The sequence below is a fragment of the Pedococcus sp. P2_E2 genome (assembly GCF_056403955.1).
Map to the genome: position 1 here is coordinate 1 of NZ_JBFUEM010000012.1, position 23,542 is coordinate 23,542.

Sequence of the window (23,542 nt, forward strand, 5' to 3'; positions counted from 1 at the left end):
CAGCTCCCCTCCAAACCGCCCAGCTCGTACCTGGCCAACCACTCGTGCAGGGTTTGCCGCGAGACCGACCAGGCGGCCGCGACCTCCTTCACCGTGCGGCCGTCACTGATGACCGCCAGAACCGCCTTGTACCGCTGCTCAGCCACGCTCATCTCCCTCATCAAGGGAGTGTCAAGGATCAGCCGAAGTAGGTGTCAACCATCAACCGAAACACTGTCAGGCATCAACCGAAGCCCCAAACGTCAAGCATCAGGCGAAGTCGTACAGATCAGGGAGCCGACGGGGGGACTCGAACCCCCAACCCCTTGTTTTTGCGCCCGACTCTTCCGGGTGTTCTCGTTGCTGCCGATCCAAGTGTCGCTCCCGCACAACTCGCCCAGAGCGAGTGCCGGTTGGCTCGTTGATGTAGCGAATGTTTCGGCGGCAAAGCGGTGGGCAAAGCGGTGGGTGCGACGCGCGCGGGAGCCAGCCACGCGGGCCTGCGCATTGACCGAACGACGACGGGCTGGAAGGTGGCCGGCTGCGATGCCGGTACGGAAGTCAGCTCCACGGGTCCGAAGACCGGAGTACGCCGGAAGGTGCTGGCTGGGGCTTACGGCAGCCATGCGCCCGCCTGCTCCGTCCGTCATCAGCGCAGTAGACGGTGAGCTGAGCCTGAGTTGAGAGAAGCGTCCTGGAGTCTGACCAGGGCGCTACTTCTATGTGCCGCCCTCGGCGCGGCCGCGCCCGGAACGGCCGCCAGGCCGCATGCCCGGCACGGCCGCGCCGCAGGCGCGGCTCGCGGCGAAGCCGCGTTTAAGCCAGTAAAGAAAGTCCTCACAGGCGAAGCTTCGGCAAAGCTTCGGCAGATGTCCGACTCCGCTTGATGGGTTACACGTTGGCTCCACTTGATGGGTGACGCTGCCGTCCCGGACCGTCGTGCGTGGCGTTGTTGTCGCGTGGGAGGACCGGGCTGATGCTCGTGGAGTTGAGTGTTGTGGAGCAGCGGTATCACGCGGTGATGGAGGTGCCTCGCTGGGCCAACCGTTGGTCCTCGGTCATCCCGCCCCATACTCCGTACGGCTCGCCCGCTGCCAGGGCATGATCACGGCAACGCTGGACCACTGGGCATGCGCTGCAAACCGCGAGGGCCTGTGACCCTCGGGAACGACGCTCAGCGCCACGCTCGCCCTCGGGATGGAAGAAGAGCTCTGGGTTTGCCTCTCGACATGCGCCCTCCAACTGCCAGCCCCACACGTCGGCGACCGGGCCCGGAAGGCGTGCTGCTCGAACGATGGCTACCTACTCTCCGCGGCATTGCGCCACCTTCTAGGCCCGACCACAGGCGGGACCTTCTATCGATTCGGGCATTTGTTGAACCACGTGCGGGCCTCTCAACCAACGCCCGTGGTCATTCCTAGGTTGCGGCGCGCTGGGCGACCCCCGAGGAGCCGACTCGAAGGGCTAGGTCAGACGAGTCCTGTCCAGGCCTCCCCGTGGTGCCGCGGAGGACCAGCTCGGTGGGCGTTGTCACGATCACTGCCGGGATAGTTGGGTTACGCACACGCTGAAGGAGCATCTCGGCAGCCATCTCGCCCTGGGCCTGGAGGTCCTGTCGCATGGTGGTGAGATCCATGACGTCCGAGAACACGTGGTCATCCATGCCGATCACCGACAGGTCGTGCGGAATCCTCAATCCAAGACGCCGCGCGGCCTGAAGGACCCCCATCGCAACTCCGTCAGAGACCGTCATCACCGCTGTCGGACGGTCCGCGGCCCGAAGCAGCTCGCTGACGGAGAGTGAAGCCGAAAGAGCAGTCCATCCCGCATCGATGATGAAGTGCGCTGGGTAGGAAAGGCCATGATGTGCAACGGCTTCCCTGAAGCCCTGCAGGCGCTGTTGCGACGCTTGCGTCTGACCGATGGTGTCCGGCCTGATCCCCACGAAGGCAATGCGGGTATGGCCCAGCCCGATCAGGTGTTCCGTGGCCACGCGGGCTGCGCGGACGTCATCGATTCGAATCAGGGAACGTCCCGGGATGGGCGTCCCGACAGCCACCAGGGGAAGGTCCAGCCGGTCGAGCATCGTCAACTCTCCCTCGTCAACTGAGACGCTGAGCGCGATAACGCCGTCGACGCGCTTCAGCAACATCGTCTGTGACAGCCTCCTGCGGGGGTTGCCACCCTCATCTTCCAGGTCCACAAGGAAGACCATGTGATCGTGTTGACGCAACCTGCGGTCAATGCCCCTGACCAGGGTCGCGAGATCCCAACGGGTCCGCGATGGTGCGACGACGGCGATGACCTTGGTCCGGCCCGAGGCAAGCGATGCGGCCGTGGGCGAGGCCACGAAGTCCATTTCCGATGCCAACCGCTGGATCCTGTCACGCGTTTCGGGGCGAACGCTGTCCATCCCTCGAAGGGCACGGGAGACGGTGGCAACGGACACACCGGCGGCGTGGGCCACATCTTTGATGGTGCTCACGAAACTGCCTTCCCCTGGCCCCGATGTTCCCCGTCCTTGTGCTGCGAGGTTGGTCTAGCCATCGGCGACGCGCTCTCTCGTCATCGGCCAGACGCCGCCCGTCCCAAGCACTGTCGGGCCAAGGCCGCCCTTGTGGTCGCGGTGGGCCGGGTGGTCGAGTGGGCAGTCACACTTGTCCACTGACGTCGTCTCCTCGGCCAAAACTCTCCGCCGCGAATGCCCCTGGGCTGATGCCATTACGAGCGGCTCGCTCTGCGCAGCCGTGTTCGGGCGCGCGGGTTCGATTCCCGACCCCGGCTCGATCACCTCTTTGCAGGTCGGCGACCCCAATAGTGCGTCTCGTTCCACACCTGCGTCGCAGGACCAGGAACAGCCCGGCTGCGAGGACATGCGACAGGCTTGGGCTTGCGCGCTGCCCGCATCCCTAGTGCCAAATCGACACTCAGTGGAGGACTTCATGCGATACGGAAGCTGGCGCTGAGGAGGTCGGTCGATCGGGAGCTCGGGCCGACGAGCAGGGTGAAATCGCCTGGCTCGACGATTCGGCGGCTGTCGGCGGTGACCACGGTGCAGGAGGCAGCGGGAAGCCTCAGGTCGATGGTCACGCTCTCGCCCGGCTCGATGGTGACCTGCTTGTAGGACTTCAGCTCCGTCTCCGCCCACGTGACCGTCGTGACTAGGTCGCTCACGTACACCTGAACCGTTTCCAGCGCCGGGCGGGCGCCGGTGTTGGTCAGCGTCACCTCGGCGCAGATGTTCTCGGCCGGGGTCACCTCTGGGGTGTGCACGACGAGATCGGCGTATTCCACGGTGGAGTAGCTAAGGCCCTCTCCGAAGGCGAACAGAGGGTCCTGGGTGAGGTCGGCGTAGCGGTCGCCATGCTGTCCTCGCAGGGTGTTGTAGTAGACGGGCTGTTGTCCGACATGTCGGGCGAACGACACCGGTAGGCGTCCGGACGGCTCGATCCGGCCCAGGATGAGCTCGGCGATGGCACGTCCGCCGCGCATGCCGGGGTTGAAGGCCTGGATGAGTGCCGCGGCGTTCAAGGCCGCCTCGGGGAGGACGGCCGGCTTGGAGTTGAGCAGCACCACGATCATGGGAGTCCCCGTTTGCGCCAACGCTTCGAGCAGCGCCACTTGGCCGCCAAGGAGCTCCAGGGTGGCGGTGGAGCGGCCTTCCCCAGTCAGCGAGACGTTGTCGCCGACGACAGCGATGATGTAATCCGCGCGCTGCGCGGCCTCGACCGCCTCGGCGATCATGGCCGGGTCCGGCGTGGCAGGTTCGAGCACCGGATACCGCGGTTGACCGTCGGGGAACACCGCGCCGGCAGGGTTGGGTTTGAGCTCCCCGATCTCCGCGCCGCGATGATGAGTGACCGTCCACTCGGCGGGGACGACAGCCCGGAGGCCGTCCAGCACGGTCTCGACCGTGTCGCGCGGGTGACCCTCGCCCATCCAGACCAGCTGGCCCGAGCCGCCGGCCCAGTCGCCGAGCTGGGCGTGCGGGTCATCAGCGTTGGGCCCGACCACGAGCAGTCTCCGGGGTACGACGCCTTCCGGGCTCGAGCCGTCCGCCGGTCCGCTTGCCGCAGCGCCAGAGGCCGGGCCGCCGTCGAGCGGCAGAGTGCCGTCGTTCCGCAACAGCACGAGCGATCGGCGGGCGATCTGCAGGTTGACGTCGGAGTGGTCAGCGCATGCGATCACCTCGGCCTGGCGGACCGGGTCGGGCAGGCGCGGATCCTCGAAGAGCCCGAGCTCGAACTTGAGGCGCAGCACGCGACGGACTGCATCATCAATGTCATCCTCGGTCAGCAGGCCCCTGGTCACGGCTTCCTGGGCGCCCTCGAAGAACGACGGCGTGGCCATGACCATGTCGTTGCCAGCCCGGACGGCAACAGCGGCAGCCTCGGCGTCGTCGGCGCACACCTTCTGTTCCCACACCATGCGTCCGACGTTGTCGTAGTCAGTGACCAGCGTTCCGCTGAACCCCCACTCCTTCTTCAGCACGTCCTGGAGCAACCACGAGTTGGCCGTGATGGGCACGCCGTCCAGCGACTGGTAGCCGAGCATGAACGTGCGGCAGCCCTCTTGGACCGCTCGCTCGAACGGCGGCAGGAACCACGACCGGAGCTTGCGTGGGCTGATATCGGCCTCGCTGGCGTCGCGGCCGCCCTGGGTCTCGGAGTAGCCGGCGAAGTGCTTTGCGCACGCGAGGACCGCCGTCGGGTCATCTAGCCCTTCTCCCTGATATCCGCGGATCATCGCAGAGCCGAGCTCGGAGATCAGGAACGGGTCTTCGCCGAAGGTCTCGTCCACGCGGCCCCAGCGCAGGTCACGGGTGATGCACAAGACCGGGGAGAACACCCAGTGGATGCCGGTTGCGGCCGCTTCGACGGCGGTGACGCGGGCGCAGCGTTCGAGCAGGTCGGCATCCCAGGTGGCGGCCATCGCCAGCTGGGTCGGAAAGATGGTCGCTCCCGGCCAGAACGAGTGACCGTGGATGCAGTCCTCCGCCGTGAGCAGTGGAATCCCGAGCCGCGTCTGGGAGGCCAGCGCCACCGCCTGGCTCATTTGCTCTGGAGAGGCGTGCAAGATGGACCCGGCGCACCTGGTAATGACGATGTCCTCCAGGTCGCCGGTGGCATCGAGCTGCAGAAGCTGGCCCACCTTTTCCTGGACCGTCATGCGCGTGAGCAGGTCGTCGACTCTGTCCTCAATGCTGAGGGACGAGTCTCGATACGATGCGGCGGTCAGGGGGGGCATGGGCGAGCGGGACAGGCTCGACGAGGCCATATGGACGACTCCGGTCTTGATAGTTGTTGATGGTGGGGTTGATGGCAGTAGGGGCGAACGCCTCAGCCGATCCGAGGGGGACGGCTTCTCGTCGCCGCCCTCGGATCGGCCGGCGTGCTACTTGATTCCTGCGGAGGCGACGCTCTGGATGAAGAACCGCTGCAGGGAGACGAACAGCAACACAATGGGTGTAATGACCAGGACGGACCCGGCGAGCAGCAGCCCGTAGTCGGTCGCGTCCTGTCCGGTGGAGAACAGCGACAGCGCCACCGGGAGCGTGTACTTGTCCTCGCTCTGGGCCGCGACGAGAGGCCACAGGAAGTTGTTCCACGAGCCGAGGAACGTCAGGATGCCCAGGGTGGCCAACGGCGGGCCGCACAACGGCAGGACAATACGGGCGAAGGTCCTGACCTCACCCGCGCCGTCGATGCGGGCTGCTTCGATCAGTGAGTCCGGGATCCCTTGCATGAACTGACGCATCAGGAACACGCCCAGCGGTGTGGTCAGAAACGGCAGGAACAGTGCGGGGTAGGTGTTCACCAGACCGATCTTGCTGACCAGGACGAACAACGGCACGAAGGTCACGACGCCCGGGGTCATCAGGGTGATCATCACGAGCACGAACAGCACGCGCTTGCCCGGGAAGTCCATCTTGGCCAATGCGTAGCCGACCATCGAGCAGAACGCCAAGTTGCCAAGCACCGTGACGACAGCGACGAGCAGGCTGTTGACGAAGAACTTCTGGATGTTGAGCTCGCTGAACCACTTGGCGTAGTTGGCCCAGGTCGGGTCGGCCGGCCAGAACCCGGTGGGGTTCCTCAGGATTTCGCCCTGCGTCTTGAAGGAACTGAGCACCATCCAGACGAACGGCAGCATGGTCGCAGCTCCTGCAACGACCAGTGCCGCATAGATCAACCATCGCCGAGTCGGCCTGCGACCGCCCCGCCACCGTCCGAAGGGCATTCCCTGACCGCCGGGTTCAAGCGCCAGCGGCGTGTCTTCAGTAGTTGTCATGACGCTCTCAATCCTTGGACCGCAGGGCTCGGAACTGGACCAGGCTCAGCAGGGCAATCGCCACGAACAGGATGTAGCTCGCCGCGGATGCGGTGCCGTACTTGCCAAAGCCGAACTGGTTGTAGGTGAAGTAGCTGATCGACAGGGTGGAATCCAGTGGCCCGCCCTTGGTCATGACGAACGGTTCCTCGAAGAACTGCAGGTATCCGACGGACAGCAGCACCGCTCCGAGCAGCAACGTGGGTCGCAGCAGTGGCAGGGTGATGCGCCGGAACGTCGTCCACGGGTTGGCCCCGTCGATCAGCGCGGCTTCCTTGACCTCTTCGGGGATGTTCTGGAGCCCGGCCAGGAAGATGATCATCAGCGTGCCCATGTTCCGCCACACCGCTACCAGGATCATGGCCGGCATCGACCAGGTCGTGCTGTTCAGCCAGTTGGGTCCGTCGATGCCGACCAACCCGAGCATGGCGTTGAGGAGCCCGTTGTCCTGCAGGATGAACCGCCACACCACGGCCACCGCGACGATGCTGGTCACCACCGGGGTGTAGAAGCCGACCCGGAACACGGTGCGGAAGCGGGTGATGCCGCTGTTCAGCGCGACGGCCAGGGCCAGCGCCACCATCATGGTGAGGGGTATCCCCACGATGACGAAGTAGGCGGTGACCCACATCGACTTGAGGAACTGCGGGTTGCTGAACAAGTCGGCGTACTGGCTGACGCCGACAAACCCCACCGCCAGTGGATCCTGCACGTCGCTGCTGGTGAAATCGGTGAACGACATCACGAACGAGGACACGATCGGCAACAGCATGAAGATGCCGAAGCCGAGCACGAACGGCAGCGCGAACAACCACGCCACCAGGCCCTGCCTGCGACGACGTGACTGGGTCACGCCACCTCGGCCGCCCGGCCTGCCCTGCCGGTCGGCGCGGGAGACCTCACCCGCGCCGACCGGGGTCACCGTGGCCATGGTCAGCCGCCGGTTCCGGTGCCGATGGAGTTGGCGGTGGCCTGAAGGCTCTTCATCGCGTCCTGGGGGGCCACATTGGCCCTGATGATCTGCTCAAGGGTCCTGTCGGCTGCCGAACTGACCTGTGTCCAGGTCTTCAGCGACGGCGGCGAGTTCGTGTCCTTGAGCTGCTCGCCGAAGACAGAAAGCTTCGGGTCATTCGCCAGCGCCGGGTCCTTCCAAGCGCTCTGCAGCGCCGGGAGGTCACCGAGCTTCTTCTGCCACCTGACCTGCACGTCGGGCTGGGTGAGGAACTGGATGAACTTCCAGGCCGCGTCCTGGTTCTTGCTCTTCTTGAACACGACCAGGTCAGAGCCGCCGACGAACGATGTTGCCGACGCGTCCTTCGGGACCACTCCGACGCCGAACTTGTCAGCGAAACCTGAACCGCCGGCCTTGGTGAGCGCGCCGATTTCGCTCGGACCACCAATCAACATGGGGATGGAGCCGTTCACGAATGCGGACTCCGCCGCGCCCGCCCCCGTGTTGGGGTTGGGAGTCGCGATCCCGTCGGTGAAGAAGCTCTTGTAGTAGGTCATCGCCTTGACCCATTCAGGGCTGTCCAGGGTCCACTTGGCCTGGCCCGTGTCGGTCAGCTGCGCCCCGGCCGACCACGGGAAGGACAGCATCGACTGGAAGGAGTCGGACCCGCTGACCGGCAGGCTAATTCCCCACTTCGCTCCGGCCTTGGTCTGCATCGCCTTGGCCATCGCCTTGAAGTCGTCCCAGCCGGTCGGGAACGTGGTGTACCCGGCCTTCGCGGCGAGGTCCTTGCGGTAGTAGATGACCCGCGTGTCGACGTACCACGGGACGCCGTAGGTGGTGCCACCGACCTGGGTGGACTTCACTGAACCTGGGAAGAAGCCACTGGTGTCGATGGAGGTGGGCGTCGGGACGAACGCATTCGCGAAGTCCCCCATCCACGTGGTCCCCATCTGGGCCAGGTCGGGCGTTGAGCCGCCGGCGATCGCGGTCTGGTACTTGTTGTGCGCGGCATCCCACGGCAGGGCGGTGACGTTCACCTTCACGCCGGGGTTGGCAGCCTCAAACTCCTTCGCGAATGCGGGCAAGGCGGCACCTTCGTCAGCCTGCGCCCACACGGTCAGTGTGCCCTTGGCGGGGCCAGCGGCGATCGTTCCCGCCGCTACCGGCGCCCCCGAGCCTTCGCTGTTTCGGCCGCAGGCCGTGAGGACCAAGGCCGCAGATACAACCATGACCGCCGCCGCGGCCTTTGTCGTCATGTGGAACATTGATGTTTCTCCATCCATCGTCGGTGATGTTGGTTGCCGTCGCGGGAGCCGTGACGCTTTGCATCTACTACGGAGCTTCTGCGCATTCGCGAAGGGTCGAATGACCGTCGCCATGCTTTGACCAAGACTTGCCCGGAATAGCCATTCGACGCCCTCAGGCGGGTGCCCGGGTTGACCGTGCTTTCATCGATTCGTAGACCGAACCGTCCCGACGCCGAGGGGTGTCGCTGATATGAGATAGCCAGACCATAGCCCTAAAACGTGGCACTCGCTAGGTTTTCAAATGCCTATTTTCTATGCTGGGCGCATGAGCACTGCAACGAGTGCGCGTGGGCCCCGAGGGCCGTACGCCAAGACCGCCGCCCGCAGGGTCCAGATCCTCGACGTCGCGCTGGACGTCTTCGGGCGGCTGGGGTACCGCGGCGGGTCCTTGCGCGAGATCGCCGACCGGGTTGGGGTGAGCGACACCGGCGTCCTGCACCACTTCGGTTCCAAACAGCGACTTCTCATTGCGGTGCTCGAGCACCGTGAAGCCCTCTCACGCCAAGGCCGCCCTCCACAGGAGGGCCTCTCACTGCTGAACGGCCTCCGCGAGCTGATCGCCCACAACGCCACGACCCCGGGCCTGACGCAGCTGTTCGTGACCCTGTCCGCCGAGGCGACCGACCCAGACCACCCCGCCCACGACTTCTTTGTCGCCCGATACGAAGACGTCACTCAGTACTTCGTGGATCAGCTAGCGGTCGCCCGCGACACCGGCCAGATCAACGCGAACGTCGACCTCACCGAAGCATCGCAACAGCTCATCGCGGTCCTGGACGGCCTGCAGGTGCAATGGCTACTCAACAACCAGGTCGACATGGTCGCCGCGTTCGATCAGTTCCTCGAGGGATTCCGGCACACGCTCGGCGTGCGGGAGCAAGCCCGGCCCGGTCGCAGGGCAACCCGGCCCGCCACGCCATCGCCATCGCCATCGCCATCGCCATAAATGCTCACACTCATTGCTTGTCCCGTGAGTTCGCTGAAACGCGCGACTTGCCCGAGCGAGAAGCCCCAGCCGTGGTGGACCCGTCACGCGCGAGGCCGGGCCGAGGGATGGCCATGCGAACGGAAGGTCAACAAACGGTAAGTAATCGTCTCAAACGCCGACAATTGGTGGACTGAGGGTATATCGGGCGGGTTAATGGTGGCGCGGGTGGCCACTCGCACCAACCGATTGGGGACGATCATGAACACCCTGAACACCACACTCGTCTCGGCTGCCAACACCGGAGGCCTGCAGTCCTGGATCAAGGACAACGTCATCCCACTGCTGCTCCTGCTCATCGCGGTGATGCTGTTCGTGCTCGCTCAGCGTGGCGACAACGCCAAAGCCATGAAGGTTGTGGCCGGAGTTGTCGTGGCTCTGGCCGTGCTCGGCATCGCCAGCAGTGGTCAAGCTGACAATCTCGGCGCCTGGATGGCCGGGCTCATCACAGGTTGATCCGATGCGACTTCCCGTCGATGACGAGATCTACAACGTCAACGCCGTCTGGCTGGGTCCGCCCAACAAGACCCTGCCCTTCCGAGCGCGGTACGTCGCGTACGCCGTGGGCGCCCTGGTCTTTGTCCTCCTGCAGGTCATCGAGAGACGACTAGGCATCGGCCTGGGGTTCTTCAGCCTCGCCTACACCCTGTTGGTCACCGTCGGGATGACCCGACTCATCCTCAACGTCGTAGACGCAGACCGGCCACTCGGCTCGGTCATCGCTGGATTTGCCCACGAGGTCGGCGCCCCGCGAGAGCGCACCCGACCCACGGTGGGCCTCATGCACCCGGCTCGGGTACGTGCCGTCCCCACACGCCTGAGCCGGGCCCAACGCAAGGCAGCCCGCCTTCAAGCCAAGCCAGCATCAAGAGAGGCTCCGTCATGAGCAAGCCGGGGATAGCGCTGCGCCGGATCAGCGGCCATTGCACGGTGACCGCCGACCGGATCGTGGCTTGGTACCTCCTCGATCCGCAGGGATGGTCCTTCCGCCCAGACAGCGTGCGAGAGCAGCTGATCATCGATGGTGCGGATGCGTACGCCCAACTGGTCAAGCGTCAGCTGCACATCCGGGTCACGACCAGGCCCTACCCGGTGAGTCGGTGGGCCGCCGCACACGACGAGAACGCCCCGGCCCCGCTGCCCGGGTGGCGCAACCACCTCCTGACGGACCAGCAGCACCTTTCTGGTCGCAGCATGGCCGACAAGGAGGTCTACGTCGGCGTCGAGATCCCCGCACGCAAGGGCCTCTACAAAGCGCTCGGCGGGCTGGCCGGCACGTTCTCGGACCGAGAGGTCTCGGCCCTGTCCAAGGAGATCCGCGTCACCGACGAGATCATGGTTGCCCCGGGCATGGACGGTGCACCGGTCACACCCCGCGAGCTGGAATGGCTGCTGCACCGGTCCTGCTCCCTCGGCCTACCCGCACCACTGACACTCGGGGCTGTCGACGACGGCCGCTGGGAGGAAGAGGACCTGCACGAGTTCACCGACCACGTGCAATGGTTCGCCGAACCCTACGCCCGCACCCTGCGCGTCATCGGGGAGAACGAGAACCAGCGCGTCGAACGGCACGTGTGCGTCCTGTCCGTCGGCCGGATGACCGACCTGGAGATCCCCGCCGGCATCCCGTGGATGCAGCGCACCGACCAGCTCGGCTTCCCGGTCGAGTGGTCCGCCCGGGTCACGATCGAGGACTCCGCCAAGGTGGGGATGGCGATGCGTCGCAACATCCAGAAGATCCGCGCCCAGAAGGACCATTACGAGGTCGAGCACCACGAGCCCGCCCCCGGCGCCCTGGACCGTCAGGCCGACAAGGCCCTGGGCGTCGAGGACGAGATCTCGATGGGCCTGTCCGGGCTATCGACCCGCACCACCGGCTGGTACCGCATTGCGGTCTCCGGAGCATCGGAGGAGGAGGCACTCGAGCGGGCCAGCCTGCTGCGCAAGCTCTACACGCCCCAGATCACCATCGCCCGCCCCGCGGACCAGTACGCCATCGCACGCGAGTTCATCCCCGGCGAGAAGCTGGCGTCCACGGCATACAAGCGGCGTATGCCGGTGACCACCCTCGCCGCCGCAGTCCCCGCCGCCACCGCGAAGGTGGGCGACCGGGTCGGGATCCACCTCGGCGAGACGTCCGGTACCAGCGCCCGCGTCGTCACGTGGGAGCCGTGGGAGAGCACCGAGACCCGAGAAGAGTCCGGTCTCGCGGTCCTGTGCGCGGGTCTGGGCGGGGGCAAGTCCACTGCCGGCGGGAACATCATCTACCGCACCGTGATGCAGGGCGTCCCGTGGACCGTGCTCGACCCTTCCGGGCGACTGACCGCGTTGTGCCGTCTGCCGGAGCTGGCGGAGGTGTCCCAGGCGATCGACCTGCTCGACGCACCACCTGGCTCGCTGTGCACCTATCGCGTCATCGCTGAACCACGCCGTGAGCACTACGACTCTGAGTTGGACTGGCGCACGGCACAGAACCAGGCGGAGGACACCCGCCGCCTGCTCACCTCGTCGGTGCTGCGGGCAATGCTGCCGCGGCAGCTGCAGGACCACATGCTGACCGAGGTGGCCTTGATGCGTGCCGTCGGTGCGGTGTCGGCCAGGCACACCGCATCCACCCACGAGGTCGTCGACGCACTGACGCGACTGGACGGGGACCCGGACCTGCGTCGGCACGCCGGGTACATGGCGGACTTCCTGACCGAGGCTGCCAAAACCAGCCACGGCCGGTTGATCTTCCCGTCCGGGTACCAGCAGGACTACGGGCGGGAAGACCCGCTGTTGACGGTGTACAGCCTGCGTGGACTTGCCCTGCCGGACGAGTCCACCGCCAACAGTGAGGATCTCGACGAGCGACTGTCGATGTGCGTGCTTTACCTCGCCGCGTGGCTCACCCAACGCGGCATGTACCTCGGGGATGTCAACGCCCGCAAGGGAATCTTCATCGACGAGGCGTGGGCGCTGTCCACCTTCAGCACCGGCCGTCGGTTCATCGACCGAGCCGCCCGCGACTCCCGCAAGCACAACACCCGCGTGCTGATGGCCTCGCAGAACCCGGCCGACCTGCTCAAGCTCGACTTGGCCAACCTCATTTCGGCCGCGTTCATCGGCCGCCTCACGGGGGAGGACGCCCAGACCGACGCGCTGCGGTTCCTGCCCGGCATCCGCGACGGAATGGGCTACGAGTCGATATTCGGCACCCTGTCCCGCCCGACCCGTGAAGGCCGCCGAGGGTCTCGAGAGTTCATCTTCAGCGACGGCACCGGCGGCATCGAACGGATCCGCATGGACCTGTCCGCCCACCCCCACCTGCTGGCTGCGCTGAACACCACGGCCCAGCCCGATCAGGCCCGCAACCGGGTGGCCCGAACTGAGCTCTCCCCCACCCCAACGACAGCCGAGGACGAGCCCGAGAGGGAGAGTGCCTGACATGGCTGCTCTGCGGGGGGTCATATGCCGCATGCTGGCCATCGGCGCGATCCTCGCCGGGGTCGGTGTGGGTCTGGCCGGGGCAGCTTCGGCGGCACCGACCATCCCAGGTGTGCCGGACTGCAAGGACGCACCCACGGCGCAGCTGCCCGGGTCCGGGATAACCGGGTTCCTCGACGAACGGCCCAAGACCCCACCGGAACCGCGCGACCCGTTCGCCGACCATCCCTCGACCAGCGTGTACGAGCAATACGGGTACGCCGGACTCGGGTGGCACACCTACGACCTTGGCTGCGGTGGTGGCCTGCGCGACGTCGAGGCCAGCATCGACACCGCGACCGGCAACTTCCTGATGTCCGCCGCGACGTGGGGTGCCGCAGCCACCAACGGGCTGCACAACAAGGTTGCCCATCCCGAGGAGTACATGGCCCCGCTTGACGACGTCGTTGCCGGCGTGACGCAGCGGCTGCATGACTCGATCTGGTCCCCGTGGGGCGCCACCGCACTCGTCGGAGTCGGTGCTTTGCTGCTGTTCTACTCGATGAGCGGTCGACTGTCGTCGGTGACCTCCGCCGCCGCGTGGGCACTGCTGGTGACAGCGATCGTCGCCGGCATCGGCCAGTACCCGACCCGGGTCGCCACCTTCTTCGACAGCACGGTCACCTCGAGCGTCTCGGCGATCAGCAGCGGCGTCAGCGGCCTGACCAACCTGCCCGCCTCGTCCGATCCCGCACGCGCCCAGGGGGCCTTGGTGGTCGACCGCGTCCTGTACGACAACTGGCTGCGCGGCGAGCTCGGCTCCACGGACTCCCCAGCGGCCAAGAAGTGGGGCCCGGACCTGTTCAAGGCCAGCGCCTTCACCTGGGCCGAAGCCCGCCAGGCAGAGCAGGACCCCGATGCGGGCAAGCGGATCGCCGAGAAGAAGGCCGAGAACTGGAAGAAGACGGCCGCCGAGATTGAGAAGCAGGACCCGGTCGCGTACGGCTACCTGCAGGGTAAGGCCGGTGGTCGCGCAGGAACCGGTGTGATGGTCGCACTCGGGTCAACTTTCAGCCTGCTGTTCCGGCTGGCCGCCGACATCTTCCTCTTTGCCGGCCTGGTCATGCTGCGGTTCCTGGTCATGCTGTTCCCCGCTATCGCCGTAGTTGGGGTCATGGCCCCGATGGCATCGATCGTGCGGCGCGTGTTCAGCATGGGCGGTGCCGCGGTGGTCAACGTGGTCGCGTTCTCGGCCGGGTCCGCGGTCCACGCCACGATCATCTCGGCAGTCCTGTCCCGCGCCACCACGACCGGCATGGGCGTCCTGGGCATCGTGCTGTGCATGGTGGCGACCGTGGCGGCGTTCATCGTGCTGTTCCCCCTGCTGTCGTTCACGAACATCCTCGGTCACTCCGGAGGCCCACGCTGGGCCAAACGTGGCGGGCGTGAGATCTGGAACTACACCTCCAGGCGACTGGCCACCCAACACGGCGTCGACGCAGCCAACGAGAACGCCAACCAGAACCAGAAGGCCGATGGCGACGAGAAGGCAGCCACGCAGGACACCGGTGTCCACCGTCGCTACCGACACACCGGGCTTCCCGCCGAAGCCTTCGGACGACCCGCCTACTTCCCCACCGTCGCCGATTCCGAGAGAGGCCTGCCGGCGCCGCAACACCTTCAACTCAGCTCCGTTGAGGCACCCAGGCCCGCGCACTCCGTCACCGCGAACCAAGGCCCCGGCTTTGCCCCCGACTTTGCCGAGGCGGACGCCGATCGCGAGAGCCCGGCATACGCCCTCGCTGGTGAAGTCCGGCAGACGCCGGAACCCGACCCTGTGAACGTCCGAGCCACAAGCGGACAGACCCCGATCAGCGGACGGATAGTCCCTCAGATCCCAGCGGACGCCCGCGAGATCCCCAACCTGGCCCATGACTCGCACACGCAATTCCGGCGTGACGGTGTCGGACCACGCCTCTACGACCCCGACACCAAGCAGACGGTCCTGAGCATGCAGAAACGAGCCGAGGAATGAACGCTGGAGGAGTCGGCCGCGCCGTGCGATGGCCGCTGTGGTCATGGCGCAACCTGACCGTGACGGCCGTTCTGGCTCTCGTCCTGCTCGCAGCCCTCGGCCGCTTGACCAACGGAGTGGGAGCCTCGGCCGCATCTGCCCCGCGGCCACCCCTGACCGCATCCGTGCCCACCGTGCCCGCCGCGACGACCACCCTCAGCGACCCGACGGCGCCAGTTGAATCGGCCACAGCAAGCCAGAGTTCAACCACGCCAACCAAGGTCTCGGCTGGCTCCCCGGTCGCGGTGGCCACAGCGTTCGTCACTGCCTGGTCGACCACCACCCACGGGGAGACGCCGTGGCTGACCGGCATGAAACGCTGGGGAACCCCATCCCTCATTTCGGCCCTCACTGGAACTGACCCAGCCCAAGTCCCAGCCACCCGAGTCACCGGTGACGCTGCCCTGAAGTCGATCAAGGGCGCCACCGCCACGGTCAGCGTGCCCACCGACGGGGGCCGCATCGCCGTTGATCTGGTCAACCAGAGCGGCACGTGGAAAGCCAACACGCTCGCCCCGGACGACGCCCCACCCGGTGCACCGACCCCGTCGCTGTCACCAGCCACAGCGAGTTCAGGGAACTGATATGCCCGCCCCGCTGGTCGCAGCCGCCGCGCAGATGGCTCGCAAGGTCGTCTTGCGTCGCCTCATCCGCCTAGGGCTCATTGTCCTCCCCGTGGCCATGGTTGGCGCCCTCGCGATGGGCCTGATCGTCCTGCTGCTGTTCACCACCGGAGATAGCGACTCAGGCACGGCCCAGGTCGCCGGGAACTGCTCCACCGCCACCACGGCCTTCGCTGCGACCTCAGGCGCCAACGCCCAGGACCTGAGCGGGGAGCAGCTCGCCAATGCCCAGACCATCGTCGCGGTTGGCCGCCAGCTCAACGTGCCGGCCTACGGTTGGGTCATCGCCGTCGCAACCGCCCTGCAGGAGTCCAGCCTCACCAACCTCGACCACGGTCACCTCGACAGCCTCGGCCTCTTCCAGCAACGCGCCGGCTGGGGCTCAGACGCCGACCGACTCAACCCCGAGACCGCCGCCAGGATGTTCTATGAAGGCGGGAAGGGCGGTCAGAAGGGGCTGGTCCAGATCCACGGTTTCGAGGCCATGCCACTCACGAGCGCGGCCCAGGCGGTACAGGCCAGTGCGTTCCCCGACGCCTACGCCCGATGGGAACCCCTCGCGCAACAGATCGTCGCCAACCCGACCGTGCTGTCTGCCACCTGCTACACCAATGCCGACTACACCGGCGACGGCACCCAAGGCTCCAACGCAGTCGCCTCAGCCCTGCAGTTTCTGGGCACTCCCTACAGCTGGGGCGGTGGAGGCATCGGCGGGCCAGGGAACGGATTCGGACCGGGCAGCGCAACGGTTGGTTTCGACTGCTCCTCCCTGGTCCAATACGCCTACCACCAGGCCACCGGAAGGACACTCCCCCGGGTCACCGACGCTCAAGCCGCTGCCCTGCCCCACGTTCCTCCTGGATCGCAGCTTCGAGCTGGCGACCTGCTGTTCTTCCACTCCCCCGGCGACCCGCCCGGCAGCTACCACCATGTCGGCATCTACGACGGGCAAGGCGGGATGGTCCACGCACCGCGCACGGGCAAGACGGTCGAGGTCGTCCACGACGTACTCAAGGATCCCTACTACTCGTCCCAACTCGCCCTAGTCGCCCGCCCTGATGGCGCAACGGACGAGGTTGATTCAGGATCCCAGCAATGACCGGCGCAGAGTTCGACGATCTCGCTGAGGCCGAAATGACCGATCGTGACGACTCTGTGGGGCGCCTCAACGACCACTTCCCAGCACTTCTGATTCGCCGCGCACTGGGCCTCAACGAGCCCCTCACAGGGCGACGGGCTCGGTTCCTGATGACCAGCTATACCCATGACGGCAACTGGCTTGCCCACGGCTGGAAAGACAGTCTGCGGATCGTCTCGGAAGTGGTCCCCGAGGTCAGAGGCGTAGACGAGCCCGCCGTCTGGGTCCAAGAGGAGCGGGACTACTACGGCGACTGCGAGAGCACCAATCGCTTCGCCGTCGGGCGTTCACGCGTTTGGGTCGAGCAATATGTCTCCTCCACCACTCCGGCCGAAGACCCGGGTTCGGTCGTCTGGTTGGACAACCTCAACAGAGACCCCAATACGCCAGAGCTCCGAACCCTTCACTCAGTGCAAGGACACCCCGACCCCGTGGGCGCCCGCGTCGTCGTTGCAGGGGACAGCGTCGAAACCGATCTACGAGCGGTCAGCCCCGTCCGCATGACCAACGACGGCGACCTCGCCATCACCGTCATGGCCGAGCGCGACTGGTACCGATGGGCACGCGACTACCCGGCCGAACCCCACCCAAGCCTGCGTTGGGAGCACGCCTCCAACGTCTGGGTGGAGTAATCCCATGCTCGCCGTCTGTATGGTGGTCCTATGCATATGTGCATCGGACGACCCCATGGGTGACTTGGCTTCCAACGCAAGGGTTGGAAACGAGCTGCGCGGCATCCGCGAGCAGGCGGGACTGTCGGGGTCGGCAGTGGCCCGCGAACTCGGGTGGTCCCAGTCCAAGGTCTCTCGCGTCGAGACCGGTCGGTTCGGCGCCTCGATCGGCGAGATCGCGGCCCTGTTGGACTACTACGGCGTTGCAGAAGAGATCCGGGCCGAGATCCTCAGTTGGGTAGCTCGAGACGATGGTGCGCAGGGAGCATGGGTCGTCAGGGCTGGTGGTCCACGGCGTCGCCAAGCCGAGGTCGGTGCGGTAGAAGCACGCGTGAAGCGGCTCTTGCAGTACCAAGCCCTGTGGTTCCCGGGCCTGCTTCAGTCGCCCTCGTATGCGAACGCGATTGCCAAGTCCGGACGGTTCCCATCACCCGAGGGCATCGCTGCACGACGACAGACGCGACAGGACGCTCTCCGGAACCGGCGCAGAGTGGCGTACCAGGTCGTCGTCGAGCAGGGTGTCCTCGAGCGGAGCCCTGGCAGCCGCGCCACGATGCACGAGCAGCTGAGTGCCGTCCTCGATGTCGTCGACGAGGGGATCGTGGACCTTCGCATCCGACCCGGTCAAGGTGACCGAGCGGCATACGCAGCAGGCTCGTTCGTCCTCTATGACTTCGCCGAAGGCACTCCAGTCGTCCTCGTAGAAGCGCAGACGGCCGATCTGTATCTGTCGTCCGAGACCGACGTGGCTGCCTATCGACGACTGTTTCGCGACCTCCAACGAGACGCGCTCGACAAGGACGCCTCACGGCTCCTGATCGAAAGGACTCGGCGTCAACTGGCGTCGTGAACCCATCTGAGGGGAAATCCGATGGATGAGAAGTGGAAGTCAGCCCACTGGCGCAAGAGCGTCCTGAGCGACAGCGGCGGATGTGTGGAGATCGCCTTCGTCGACGACACCGTTGGTGTGCGTGACACCAAGGCGCAGGGCGACGGCCCGATCCTGGAGTTCAACGAGCGGGAGTGGCGTGCGTTCACCGGCGGCGTCGCACTTGGCGAATTCGAGTACGACAGGCTGCGCACGAGCTGATGAGTAATCCTGTGGAGATGCGTCAGCCTGTCGAGACCCCCGGAGTCGGCGGTCTCGGCAGGCTGCTCGCCTCCACGGGAGTATCGATCGCAGGCCAGGGCATGGTCCTTGCGGCCGTCCCTTTGCTCGCGGCGTCCATCACTCGGAACCCGGTCGGCGTGTCCCTGACGGTGGCTGCTGGGTATGCCGCGTGGCTCGCCGTCGGCCTCCCCGCAGGAGCGCTCGTTGACCGGTGGCCGCGGCGGAGAACCATGGTGCTGGCCGACGTCGCAAGGGCCATATTGTTGGCTGGGGTCGCCATCGCTGTGGCTCTTGATGTCGCATCGCTGTGGATGCTTGTTCTGGTTGTCTTCGCGATCGGTGTGGCGAGCTGCTTCTTCGATCCCGCGGCACAAGCAGCCATCCCTCAGGTTGTCGGCCGCGAACCGGGTGTTCTCGCGCGAGCAAATAGCCGCCTGTGGTCACTCGACCTCGTCGGTCGGTCGCTGATAGGACCGCCCCTCGGTGCCGCCCTCTTCTCACTGGCCATGGTGTTGCCATTCGCCGGCAACGCCCTCACCTTCGTGGTGTCGGCTCTGCTGCTGGCGGGTCTGGGTGGCATCGACCGTCCCGAGGAGCGATCAGCGGCCCCAACGGGAGTGCGCGCCTCCATGAGGGAGGGCGTGCGGTTCCTGTGGGGGCATCGCGAGTTGCGGGCACTGACCCTCGGGATGGCCAGCTTCAACCTGACCTACAACATCGCCTTTGCGCCTCTGGTCCTCTTCGCACAAGATCGCCTCCACCTGGGCGACCGAGGCTTCGGCGTGCTCCTCGCGATGATCGCGGTTGGCGGCCTGCTCGGGGCATGGCTGGCTCCGCGTATCCAAAGACAACTAGCGAGCATTCATGTGTACGCCTTCGGCCTGCTTGCACAGGGCATTGCGTGGGGCGCCATGTGGCTATGGCCAAACCGTTGGCTCGCCGGCGCCGCTCTCGTGCTAATTGGGCTGGCTAGCATGACGGTCACCGTCATCGGTGCGTCAGCGCGGCAGGTCCTCACTCCGGACGATCTCTTGGGTCGCGTCAGTGCTGGCACGCGGACGCTGGGCCTCGGTTCAGCCGGGGTCGGCGCCCTCGTTGGTGGTCTAGTTGGCAGCGTTGCCGGACTTGCCGCACCGTTGCTCTTGGCGCTGGGATGCGCTCTCGCAACAGCGACCTACTTTGTCAGCGTCCGCACGGGTAAGTAGTCAAACTCCTTGCCTTGCGGCGGTGTGACGCACGCTTAGAGGCAGAGGAGGCGCGTATGGGCGGATGACCTTGCCCTGTCGTCTGTCGGACTGTTCGCTCGCTCTGGGCAGCCTTAGGCCAGGCTCTACAGGCCGGGGAGGAGATCCGTGACTTCGTCGTGGGCTTCCGGGCGGGCGAGTGAAGACCAGCCGTCGGTGGCGTCGTTGCCGGATTGGTTCGTGGCGTCGTGGCGTGGCAGCGCTATGTGGCCGCTGACGGGTTGTTGGAGATGGGGCTGGCCAGCTTCGGGAACGTGTCGCAGGTCGTTCGACTGCTTGACCAGGTGTGCCGCGATGTCGCGGAGCTTGACGTTGGTCTTCTGGGACAGACGGGCCAGGCGCTCGAATGCTTCCTCGTCGTCGAGGTCGAACCGTTCCATAGTCAAGCCGATGGCTTTCCCGATCGTCCTGCTCGACTGCAGTGCCGTTGCCAGGTGGTTCTCGCGTCGGCTCTGGCTCAGGGCGATGGCAGCCTGGGCAGCGAACACCCTCGCGTGGGCCAAGCGGTCGGCATCCAGGTGCGTGTGCAGTGTGGAATACAGGTTCAGCCCGCCGAGGGTTTGGTCCTGGACGTAGATCGGCAGCCCAAGGTGCGAGCGAAGGCCCATGTTGACGGCGTATGGCATGAACCTGGGCCACCGGTGCTCACTCTCGGCGTCGTCGATGATGACAGTGTGCCCGTCCCTGACGGCGCTGAGGGAAGGACCTTCGTCCACGGCGAATTGCATGTCGTCGAGCGCGAACACGAGTGGATCGGTGCCTGCCAGCGTCGTCAGCGTCCCGGTGTCGTCTGCGACGCAGATCCCCACGTGGGTCCCGGGCACCAACTGCTTCGCCACGTCGATGATCGAGTCGAGCACCGGCATCGCACGCTCGCCACGCCACGCGGATGCCGAACCGTCCAGCTCGACCACGTTCTCGGGAAGGTAAGGGTCCACGTCGCCTCCAACTGTCCTTGCAGTGAAGTGACGAGCAAGCGTTGGCTCGAGTGCATACGGCGCCCGCGGACTACCAAGACCTGCCCATCAGGGTCTGGGATGGGCCTACACGGGCGAGATTACGCCGGACCTTGCCGACAGGGCCATTGAAGAAATTTCAATCTGCGAGACGTCCTCTCAGGGGTCGCAGCGGTCGTCGTCGCGTCCCTGACTTGGGTGTCGCGGAGGGTGCGGACTTCGACGTGTCGCGCCCACGCGGGGGTGAGGTCAGGCTCCAGTCGTGGCCACGAGGGCATCGAGGTACTGCCCGGTTTGGAAGGTGAACGGACCCAAGCCGCTGTGGTTCCAGGCGCGGTGGCTGTTGTGGAAACCGTCCCATCGGACGGTGCCCGGGGACAGCTTCACGTCCGCCGTCAGGGGCCAGCATGCCGTGTCTCCGCATCGGCAGCCAAGGAGGACGGTATGCCCATCGAAGAGCCACTCCTCCATCGGCTCGCCGTAATAATGCTTAGCCGGCCAACGCAGCAGGACCGAGTCAATGAGCCCGATGTAGTCACCCGCAAGCTGCTCCTCACCGTCCCGCCGGGCGAAGGGCCGCTCGACGGATCTGGCCAGGTCCCGAAGCAGAACACCGTTGACGACAGGGTGGATGGTCCGCAAGATCCGACCCTCAATGACGCCTCGTTCGTCAACCTCGCGAAACTCGACACGATCCACCCAGCCAGTGTCCCAGCCGGGGTTCCCACGACCTGCGGCGCGGTGGAGCGGTCGTGCGGGGGACATCTTCACCAGCGTGCTGTGGGCGAAGTGGCGTCGAAACACCCCATCCGGTCGGCGCGATCTTGGCGTCTTGGACGCGGGGTGTTACGGCGTGGATACCTGCCAGGCTCGGGTTCAGTTAGTCCAGCAGGCGAGTCGTGCGGTGAGTCCGTTCTCGGTGGTCGAGAAGTCCAGTGAGTCGGTGAAGTTCCGGGCCAGCCACAGGCCAGCCCCGTGCACGGGTAGACCGTTCATGGGCCCCGGAAGGAACCCTGCGAGAGGGTCGTCGAATCCGCCGCCCCGGTCAGTGACCGTGCACACGATGCGCTGCTGGGTGACCCAGACACGGATGCTAACCGGTCCCTTGCCATGGACTAGGGAGTTGGTGACGATCTCGTTGACTGCCTCGAGGAAGTCGTCGATCTGTTCCTGGGGAAGCACCGAGCCGGCCGAGGCCGTGACGAGGATGTCCTTGCGCAGCCGACTCAGACCGACCGCGTGCAGGTCGCGGACGTCCAGGTCCGGAGGCTGCGCCTCGACTCGGTATGGTCCGATTTGGCTGTGGCGTCGAAGCAGTTCGGCGGGCGGGACGTAGTCCGGATTGGGCCAGCGCTCGTTCTCACTCACGAGGTAGGGGTGCGCTTGGGCGCTGGTGCTCACCAGCTCGTCGGGCAGACGTCGAACGTCATACAGGCACACGTTCCACAGGGGTTGCGCCGCCAGTGCAAGGTTGGCCACTGCCTCGAACCGCACGTTTTCTTCTCGGCCGTGGCCGGCAGCCCCGAAGTCCACCTGGCTGATGGCCCTGACTCGTGGTGCGCCGCGTTCCACCGCCCGCTGGACGAGCTCTTGGTAGATACGCACCGCACCAACAGTTCGGCGGAACACCTGGGGCGGGCTCACAAACTCCACTGGGCCAACGTCCGCGAGCACTGGCTCGAGCAGCTTGCGGGTGCTGTCGTGCGCCACCACAACTACGGCCTCGTGATGTGCGATTCCGTCGCGCACGAAGGGGACCACGAATTGTAGGAGCTGTTCGTCGGAGGCGTAGAAGAGCCCGTCGTGGGCAGGCGCCGGGGTGCCTGTTTCGGCGTTGGCCCTCACGCTGGGTCCCTTACCATGATGAAACCAGGTGCCTGGTCGAATCCGAGCAGCTTGAGCACGCGCTGCACCGGCGGGCGGGCACCGAGGAGAAGGACCTGCCCACCGCCTGCGCGGTGGTCGTCTGTGCCCTCGATCAGCGCTCGACAGCCCGCAGCGGTGAGCAGGGTCATTCCGGTCAGGTCGACCTGCAGGAGCCTGTCCGCGTGACTTCCGGCCAGTCGCAGAGCCTCGGCCATCTCCTCGGCATTGGTTATGTCCACCTCTCCGAACAGGAACAGGCCTTCGTCGTCGGGCAACGCCACGAACGGAGACGTCGGGCCGTAGCCCATGTGCATCCACGTCACTTCCGAGAACCAGATCCCGTCGGCTTGGGTGTCGAACTGGCACAGCGCCGACAGGGGGCTCGCCGCGCAGGTGTCAGCCAACCTGCGTTCGAAGTCGAGATAGGTCGCGGGGTCAAGCACCTGCAGCCCGTGGCGCGCGTCCGCGGCAATCCGCAGCGCGCCAAGACCCTCCGCAAGGGCCTCAGCGAGCAGCTTCGCTGGGGCGTCCAAGGCGTAGAAGTCCGTCATCGGGATCCGCAACAGCAGGCCATCCCGTTGGGCCTGGTCGACATCCACGCCGGTATCCGCCAGAGCCGACGCAACCGAGTCGGGCCCCGACGATCCCTCCGGGTCGGCGTAGGCGAAACCTTCCCCCGCCTGCAGCCCCCTGACCACCCATCTGCTCAGGGTGGATCGACGCTCGTCCTGCGAGTTCGCGACGGACATCAGGTGCGCGCCGTGACCCGGTTTGACAAAAACCCTCGGCAGCCCGGCCACAGCCAAACCCTACGCTTCCCCGGGCACGAAATGATCCACGATCGGCGCCCCCATTGGGACGCCGACGTTCGAAGCTGTCGCGCTTCGCCCGACTTGGG

The 23,542-nt window shown here is 66.0% G+C and carries 21 protein-coding genes; 10 read left to right on the top strand and 11 right to left on the bottom strand.

The genetic code is table 11. The annotated features are described in order from the left end of the window. From AC1DWR_RS19205 to AC1DWR_RS19235, 7 genes are all read right to left on the bottom strand, one after another. A partial coding sequence (locus tag AC1DWR_RS19205; protein ID WP_477624997.1) for a helix-turn-helix domain-containing protein occupies window positions 1-161 on the bottom strand: 161 nt, incomplete at its 3' end. Between the two features lie 829 nt (window positions 162-990). After that, complete coding sequence (locus AC1DWR_RS19210) at window positions 991-1,236, bottom strand: WhiB family transcriptional regulator (RefSeq protein WP_477624970.1); 246 nt, start codon at window positions 1,234-1,236, stop codon at window positions 991-993. Between the two features lie 160 nt (window positions 1,237-1,396). Then, window positions 1,397-2,464: a LacI family DNA-binding transcriptional regulator gene (locus tag AC1DWR_RS19215; protein ID WP_477624971.1), complete on the bottom strand. Its 1,068-nt coding sequence runs from the start codon at window positions 2,462-2,464 to the stop codon at window positions 1,397-1,399. 455 nt (window positions 2,465-2,919) lie between these two features. Then, the gene (locus AC1DWR_RS19220) at window positions 2,920-5,226 is read right to left on the bottom strand and encodes an exo-beta-d-1,3/1,6-glucosidase (RefSeq protein WP_477624972.1); all 2,307 of its coding nucleotides are present in this window, start codon (window positions 5,224-5,226) and stop codon (window positions 2,920-2,922) included. A 147-nt stretch (window positions 5,227-5,373) separates the two neighbouring features. Beyond that, entirely contained in the window at window positions 5,374-6,219 is an 846-nt protein-coding gene (locus AC1DWR_RS19225; protein WP_477624998.1) for a carbohydrate ABC transporter permease, read from the bottom strand. Between the two features lie 58 nt (window positions 6,220-6,277). After that, window positions 6,278-7,240, bottom strand: a complete 963-nt coding sequence (locus tag AC1DWR_RS19230) for a carbohydrate ABC transporter permease (RefSeq protein WP_477624973.1) — start codon at window positions 7,238-7,240, stop codon at window positions 6,278-6,280. A gap of 2 nt (window positions 7,241-7,242) precedes the next feature. Continuing rightward, window positions 7,243-8,547, bottom strand: a complete 1,305-nt coding sequence (locus tag AC1DWR_RS19235) for a sugar ABC transporter substrate-binding protein (RefSeq protein WP_477624974.1) — start codon at window positions 8,545-8,547, stop codon at window positions 7,243-7,245. A 289-nt stretch (window positions 8,548-8,836) separates the two neighbouring features. Here AC1DWR_RS19235 and AC1DWR_RS19240 point away from each other — a divergent pair, with 289 nt between their 5' ends. The 10 genes from AC1DWR_RS19240 to AC1DWR_RS19285 all read left to right on the top strand — a co-directional run bounded on the left by AC1DWR_RS19240 (window position 8,837) and on the right by AC1DWR_RS19285 (window position 19,783). Beyond that, window positions 8,837-9,517 (top strand): TetR/AcrR family transcriptional regulator, encoded by a 681-nt coding sequence (locus AC1DWR_RS19240; RefSeq protein WP_477624975.1) that lies wholly within the window; start codon window positions 8,837-8,839, stop codon window positions 9,515-9,517. A 207-nt stretch (window positions 9,518-9,724) separates the two neighbouring features. Further along, complete coding sequence (locus AC1DWR_RS19245) at window positions 9,725-10,012, top strand: hypothetical protein (protein ID WP_241668439.1); 288 nt, start codon at window positions 9,725-9,727, stop codon at window positions 10,010-10,012. A gap of 4 nt (window positions 10,013-10,016) precedes the next feature. After that, window positions 10,017-10,442 carry a hypothetical protein gene (locus AC1DWR_RS19250; RefSeq protein ID WP_477624976.1) on the top strand — a complete coding sequence of 142 codons (426 nt, stop codon included), beginning with the start codon at window positions 10,017-10,019 and terminating at the stop codon, window positions 10,440-10,442. Continuing rightward, complete coding sequence (locus tag AC1DWR_RS19255; RefSeq protein WP_477624977.1) at window positions 10,439-12,982, top strand: ATP-binding protein; 2,544 nt, start codon at window positions 10,439-10,441, stop codon at window positions 12,980-12,982. The genes AC1DWR_RS19250 and AC1DWR_RS19255 overlap by 4 nt, the downstream gene beginning before the upstream one ends. A gap of 1 nt (window position 12,983) precedes the next feature. Beyond that, entirely contained in the window at window positions 12,984-14,996 is a 2,013-nt protein-coding gene (locus AC1DWR_RS19260; protein WP_477624978.1) for a hypothetical protein, read from the top strand. Between the two features lie 624 nt (window positions 14,997-15,620). Next, window positions 15,621-16,757, top strand: coding sequence for a C40 family peptidase (locus AC1DWR_RS19265; RefSeq protein ID WP_477624979.1), 1,137 nt, complete (start codon window positions 15,621-15,623; stop codon window positions 16,755-16,757). Then, the gene (locus AC1DWR_RS19270; RefSeq protein WP_477624980.1) at window positions 16,754-17,428 is read left to right on the top strand and encodes a hypothetical protein; all 675 of its coding nucleotides are present in this window, start codon (window positions 16,754-16,756) and stop codon (window positions 17,426-17,428) included. Before AC1DWR_RS19265 ends, AC1DWR_RS19270 begins: the two co-directional genes overlap by 4 nt. A 55-nt stretch (window positions 17,429-17,483) precedes the next feature. After that, the gene (locus AC1DWR_RS19275; protein ID WP_477624981.1) at window positions 17,484-18,317 is read left to right on the top strand and encodes a helix-turn-helix domain-containing protein; all 834 of its coding nucleotides are present in this window, start codon (window positions 17,484-17,486) and stop codon (window positions 18,315-18,317) included. A gap of 21 nt (window positions 18,318-18,338) precedes the next feature. After that, window positions 18,339-18,557: a DUF397 domain-containing protein gene (locus AC1DWR_RS19280; protein WP_477624982.1), complete on the top strand. Its 219-nt coding sequence runs from the start codon at window positions 18,339-18,341 to the stop codon at window positions 18,555-18,557. 17 nt (window positions 18,558-18,574) lie between these two features. Then, entirely contained in the window at window positions 18,575-19,783 is a 1,209-nt protein-coding gene (locus tag AC1DWR_RS19285; protein ID WP_477624983.1) for an MFS transporter, read from the top strand. 125 nt (window positions 19,784-19,908) lie between these two features. Here the strand turns inward: AC1DWR_RS19285 and AC1DWR_RS19290 are convergent, their stop codons facing one another. The 4 genes from AC1DWR_RS19290 to AC1DWR_RS19305 all read right to left on the bottom strand — a co-directional run bounded on the left by AC1DWR_RS19290 (window position 19,909) and on the right by AC1DWR_RS19305 (window position 23,393). Continuing rightward, window positions 19,909-20,760 (bottom strand): GAF and ANTAR domain-containing protein, encoded by an 852-nt coding sequence (locus AC1DWR_RS19290; protein WP_477624984.1) that lies wholly within the window; start codon window positions 20,758-20,760, stop codon window positions 19,909-19,911. A gap of 267 nt (window positions 20,761-21,027) precedes the next feature. Then, on the bottom strand, window positions 21,028-21,420 hold the full coding sequence (locus AC1DWR_RS19295; RefSeq protein ID WP_477624985.1) for a hypothetical protein: 393 nt from the start codon (window positions 21,418-21,420) through the stop codon (window positions 21,028-21,030). A gap of 234 nt (window positions 21,421-21,654) precedes the next feature. Next, window positions 21,655-22,623: an anti-sigma factor RsbA family regulatory protein gene (locus tag AC1DWR_RS19300; RefSeq protein ID WP_477624986.1), complete on the bottom strand. Its 969-nt coding sequence runs from the start codon at window positions 22,621-22,623 to the stop codon at window positions 21,655-21,657. After that, window positions 22,620-23,393 carry an MEDS domain-containing protein gene (locus AC1DWR_RS19305; RefSeq protein ID WP_477624987.1) on the bottom strand — a complete coding sequence of 258 codons (774 nt, stop codon included), beginning with the start codon at window positions 23,391-23,393 and terminating at the stop codon, window positions 22,620-22,622. Before AC1DWR_RS19305 ends, AC1DWR_RS19300 begins: the two co-directional genes overlap by 4 nt. Window positions 23,394-23,542: the final 149 nt, after the last annotated feature.

Bases quoted from the DNA above. Each gene is read 5' to 3' on its own strand.
- AC1DWR_RS19220 (WP_477624972.1), bottom strand. From the start codon at position 5,226: ATGCCCCCCCTGACCGCCGCATCGTATCGAGACTCGTCCCTCAGCATT.
- AC1DWR_RS19225 (WP_477624998.1), bottom strand. From the start codon at position 6,219: ATGCCCTTCGGACGGTGGCGGGGCGGTCGCAGGCCGACTCGGCGATGG.
- AC1DWR_RS19230 (WP_477624973.1), bottom strand. From the start codon at position 7,240: ATGGCCACGGTGACCCCGGTCGGCGCGGGTGAGGTCTCCCGCGCCGAC.
- AC1DWR_RS19235 (WP_477624974.1), bottom strand. From the start codon at position 8,547: ATGGATGGAGAAACATCAATGTTCCACATGACGACAAAGGCCGCGGCG.
- AC1DWR_RS19240 (WP_477624975.1), top strand. From the start codon at position 8,837: ATGAGCACTGCAACGAGTGCGCGTGGGCCCCGAGGGCCGTACGCCAAG.
- AC1DWR_RS19250 (WP_477624976.1), top strand. From the start codon at position 10,017: ATGCGACTTCCCGTCGATGACGAGATCTACAACGTCAACGCCGTCTGG.
- AC1DWR_RS19255 (WP_477624977.1), top strand. From the start codon at position 10,439: ATGAGCAAGCCGGGGATAGCGCTGCGCCGGATCAGCGGCCATTGCACG.
- AC1DWR_RS19260 (WP_477624978.1), top strand. From the start codon at position 12,984: ATGGCTGCTCTGCGGGGGGTCATATGCCGCATGCTGGCCATCGGCGCG.
- AC1DWR_RS19265 (WP_477624979.1), top strand. From the start codon at position 15,621: ATGCCCGCCCCGCTGGTCGCAGCCGCCGCGCAGATGGCTCGCAAGGTC.
- AC1DWR_RS19270 (WP_477624980.1), top strand. From the start codon at position 16,754: ATGACCGGCGCAGAGTTCGACGATCTCGCTGAGGCCGAAATGACCGAT.
- AC1DWR_RS19275 (WP_477624981.1), top strand. From the start codon at position 17,484: ATGGGTGACTTGGCTTCCAACGCAAGGGTTGGAAACGAGCTGCGCGGC.
- AC1DWR_RS19280 (WP_477624982.1), top strand. From the start codon at position 18,339: ATGGATGAGAAGTGGAAGTCAGCCCACTGGCGCAAGAGCGTCCTGAGC.
- AC1DWR_RS19285 (WP_477624983.1), top strand. From the start codon at position 18,575: ATGCGTCAGCCTGTCGAGACCCCCGGAGTCGGCGGTCTCGGCAGGCTG.
- AC1DWR_RS19305 (WP_477624987.1), bottom strand. From the start codon at position 23,393: ATGTCCGTCGCGAACTCGCAGGACGAGCGTCGATCCACCCTGAGCAGA.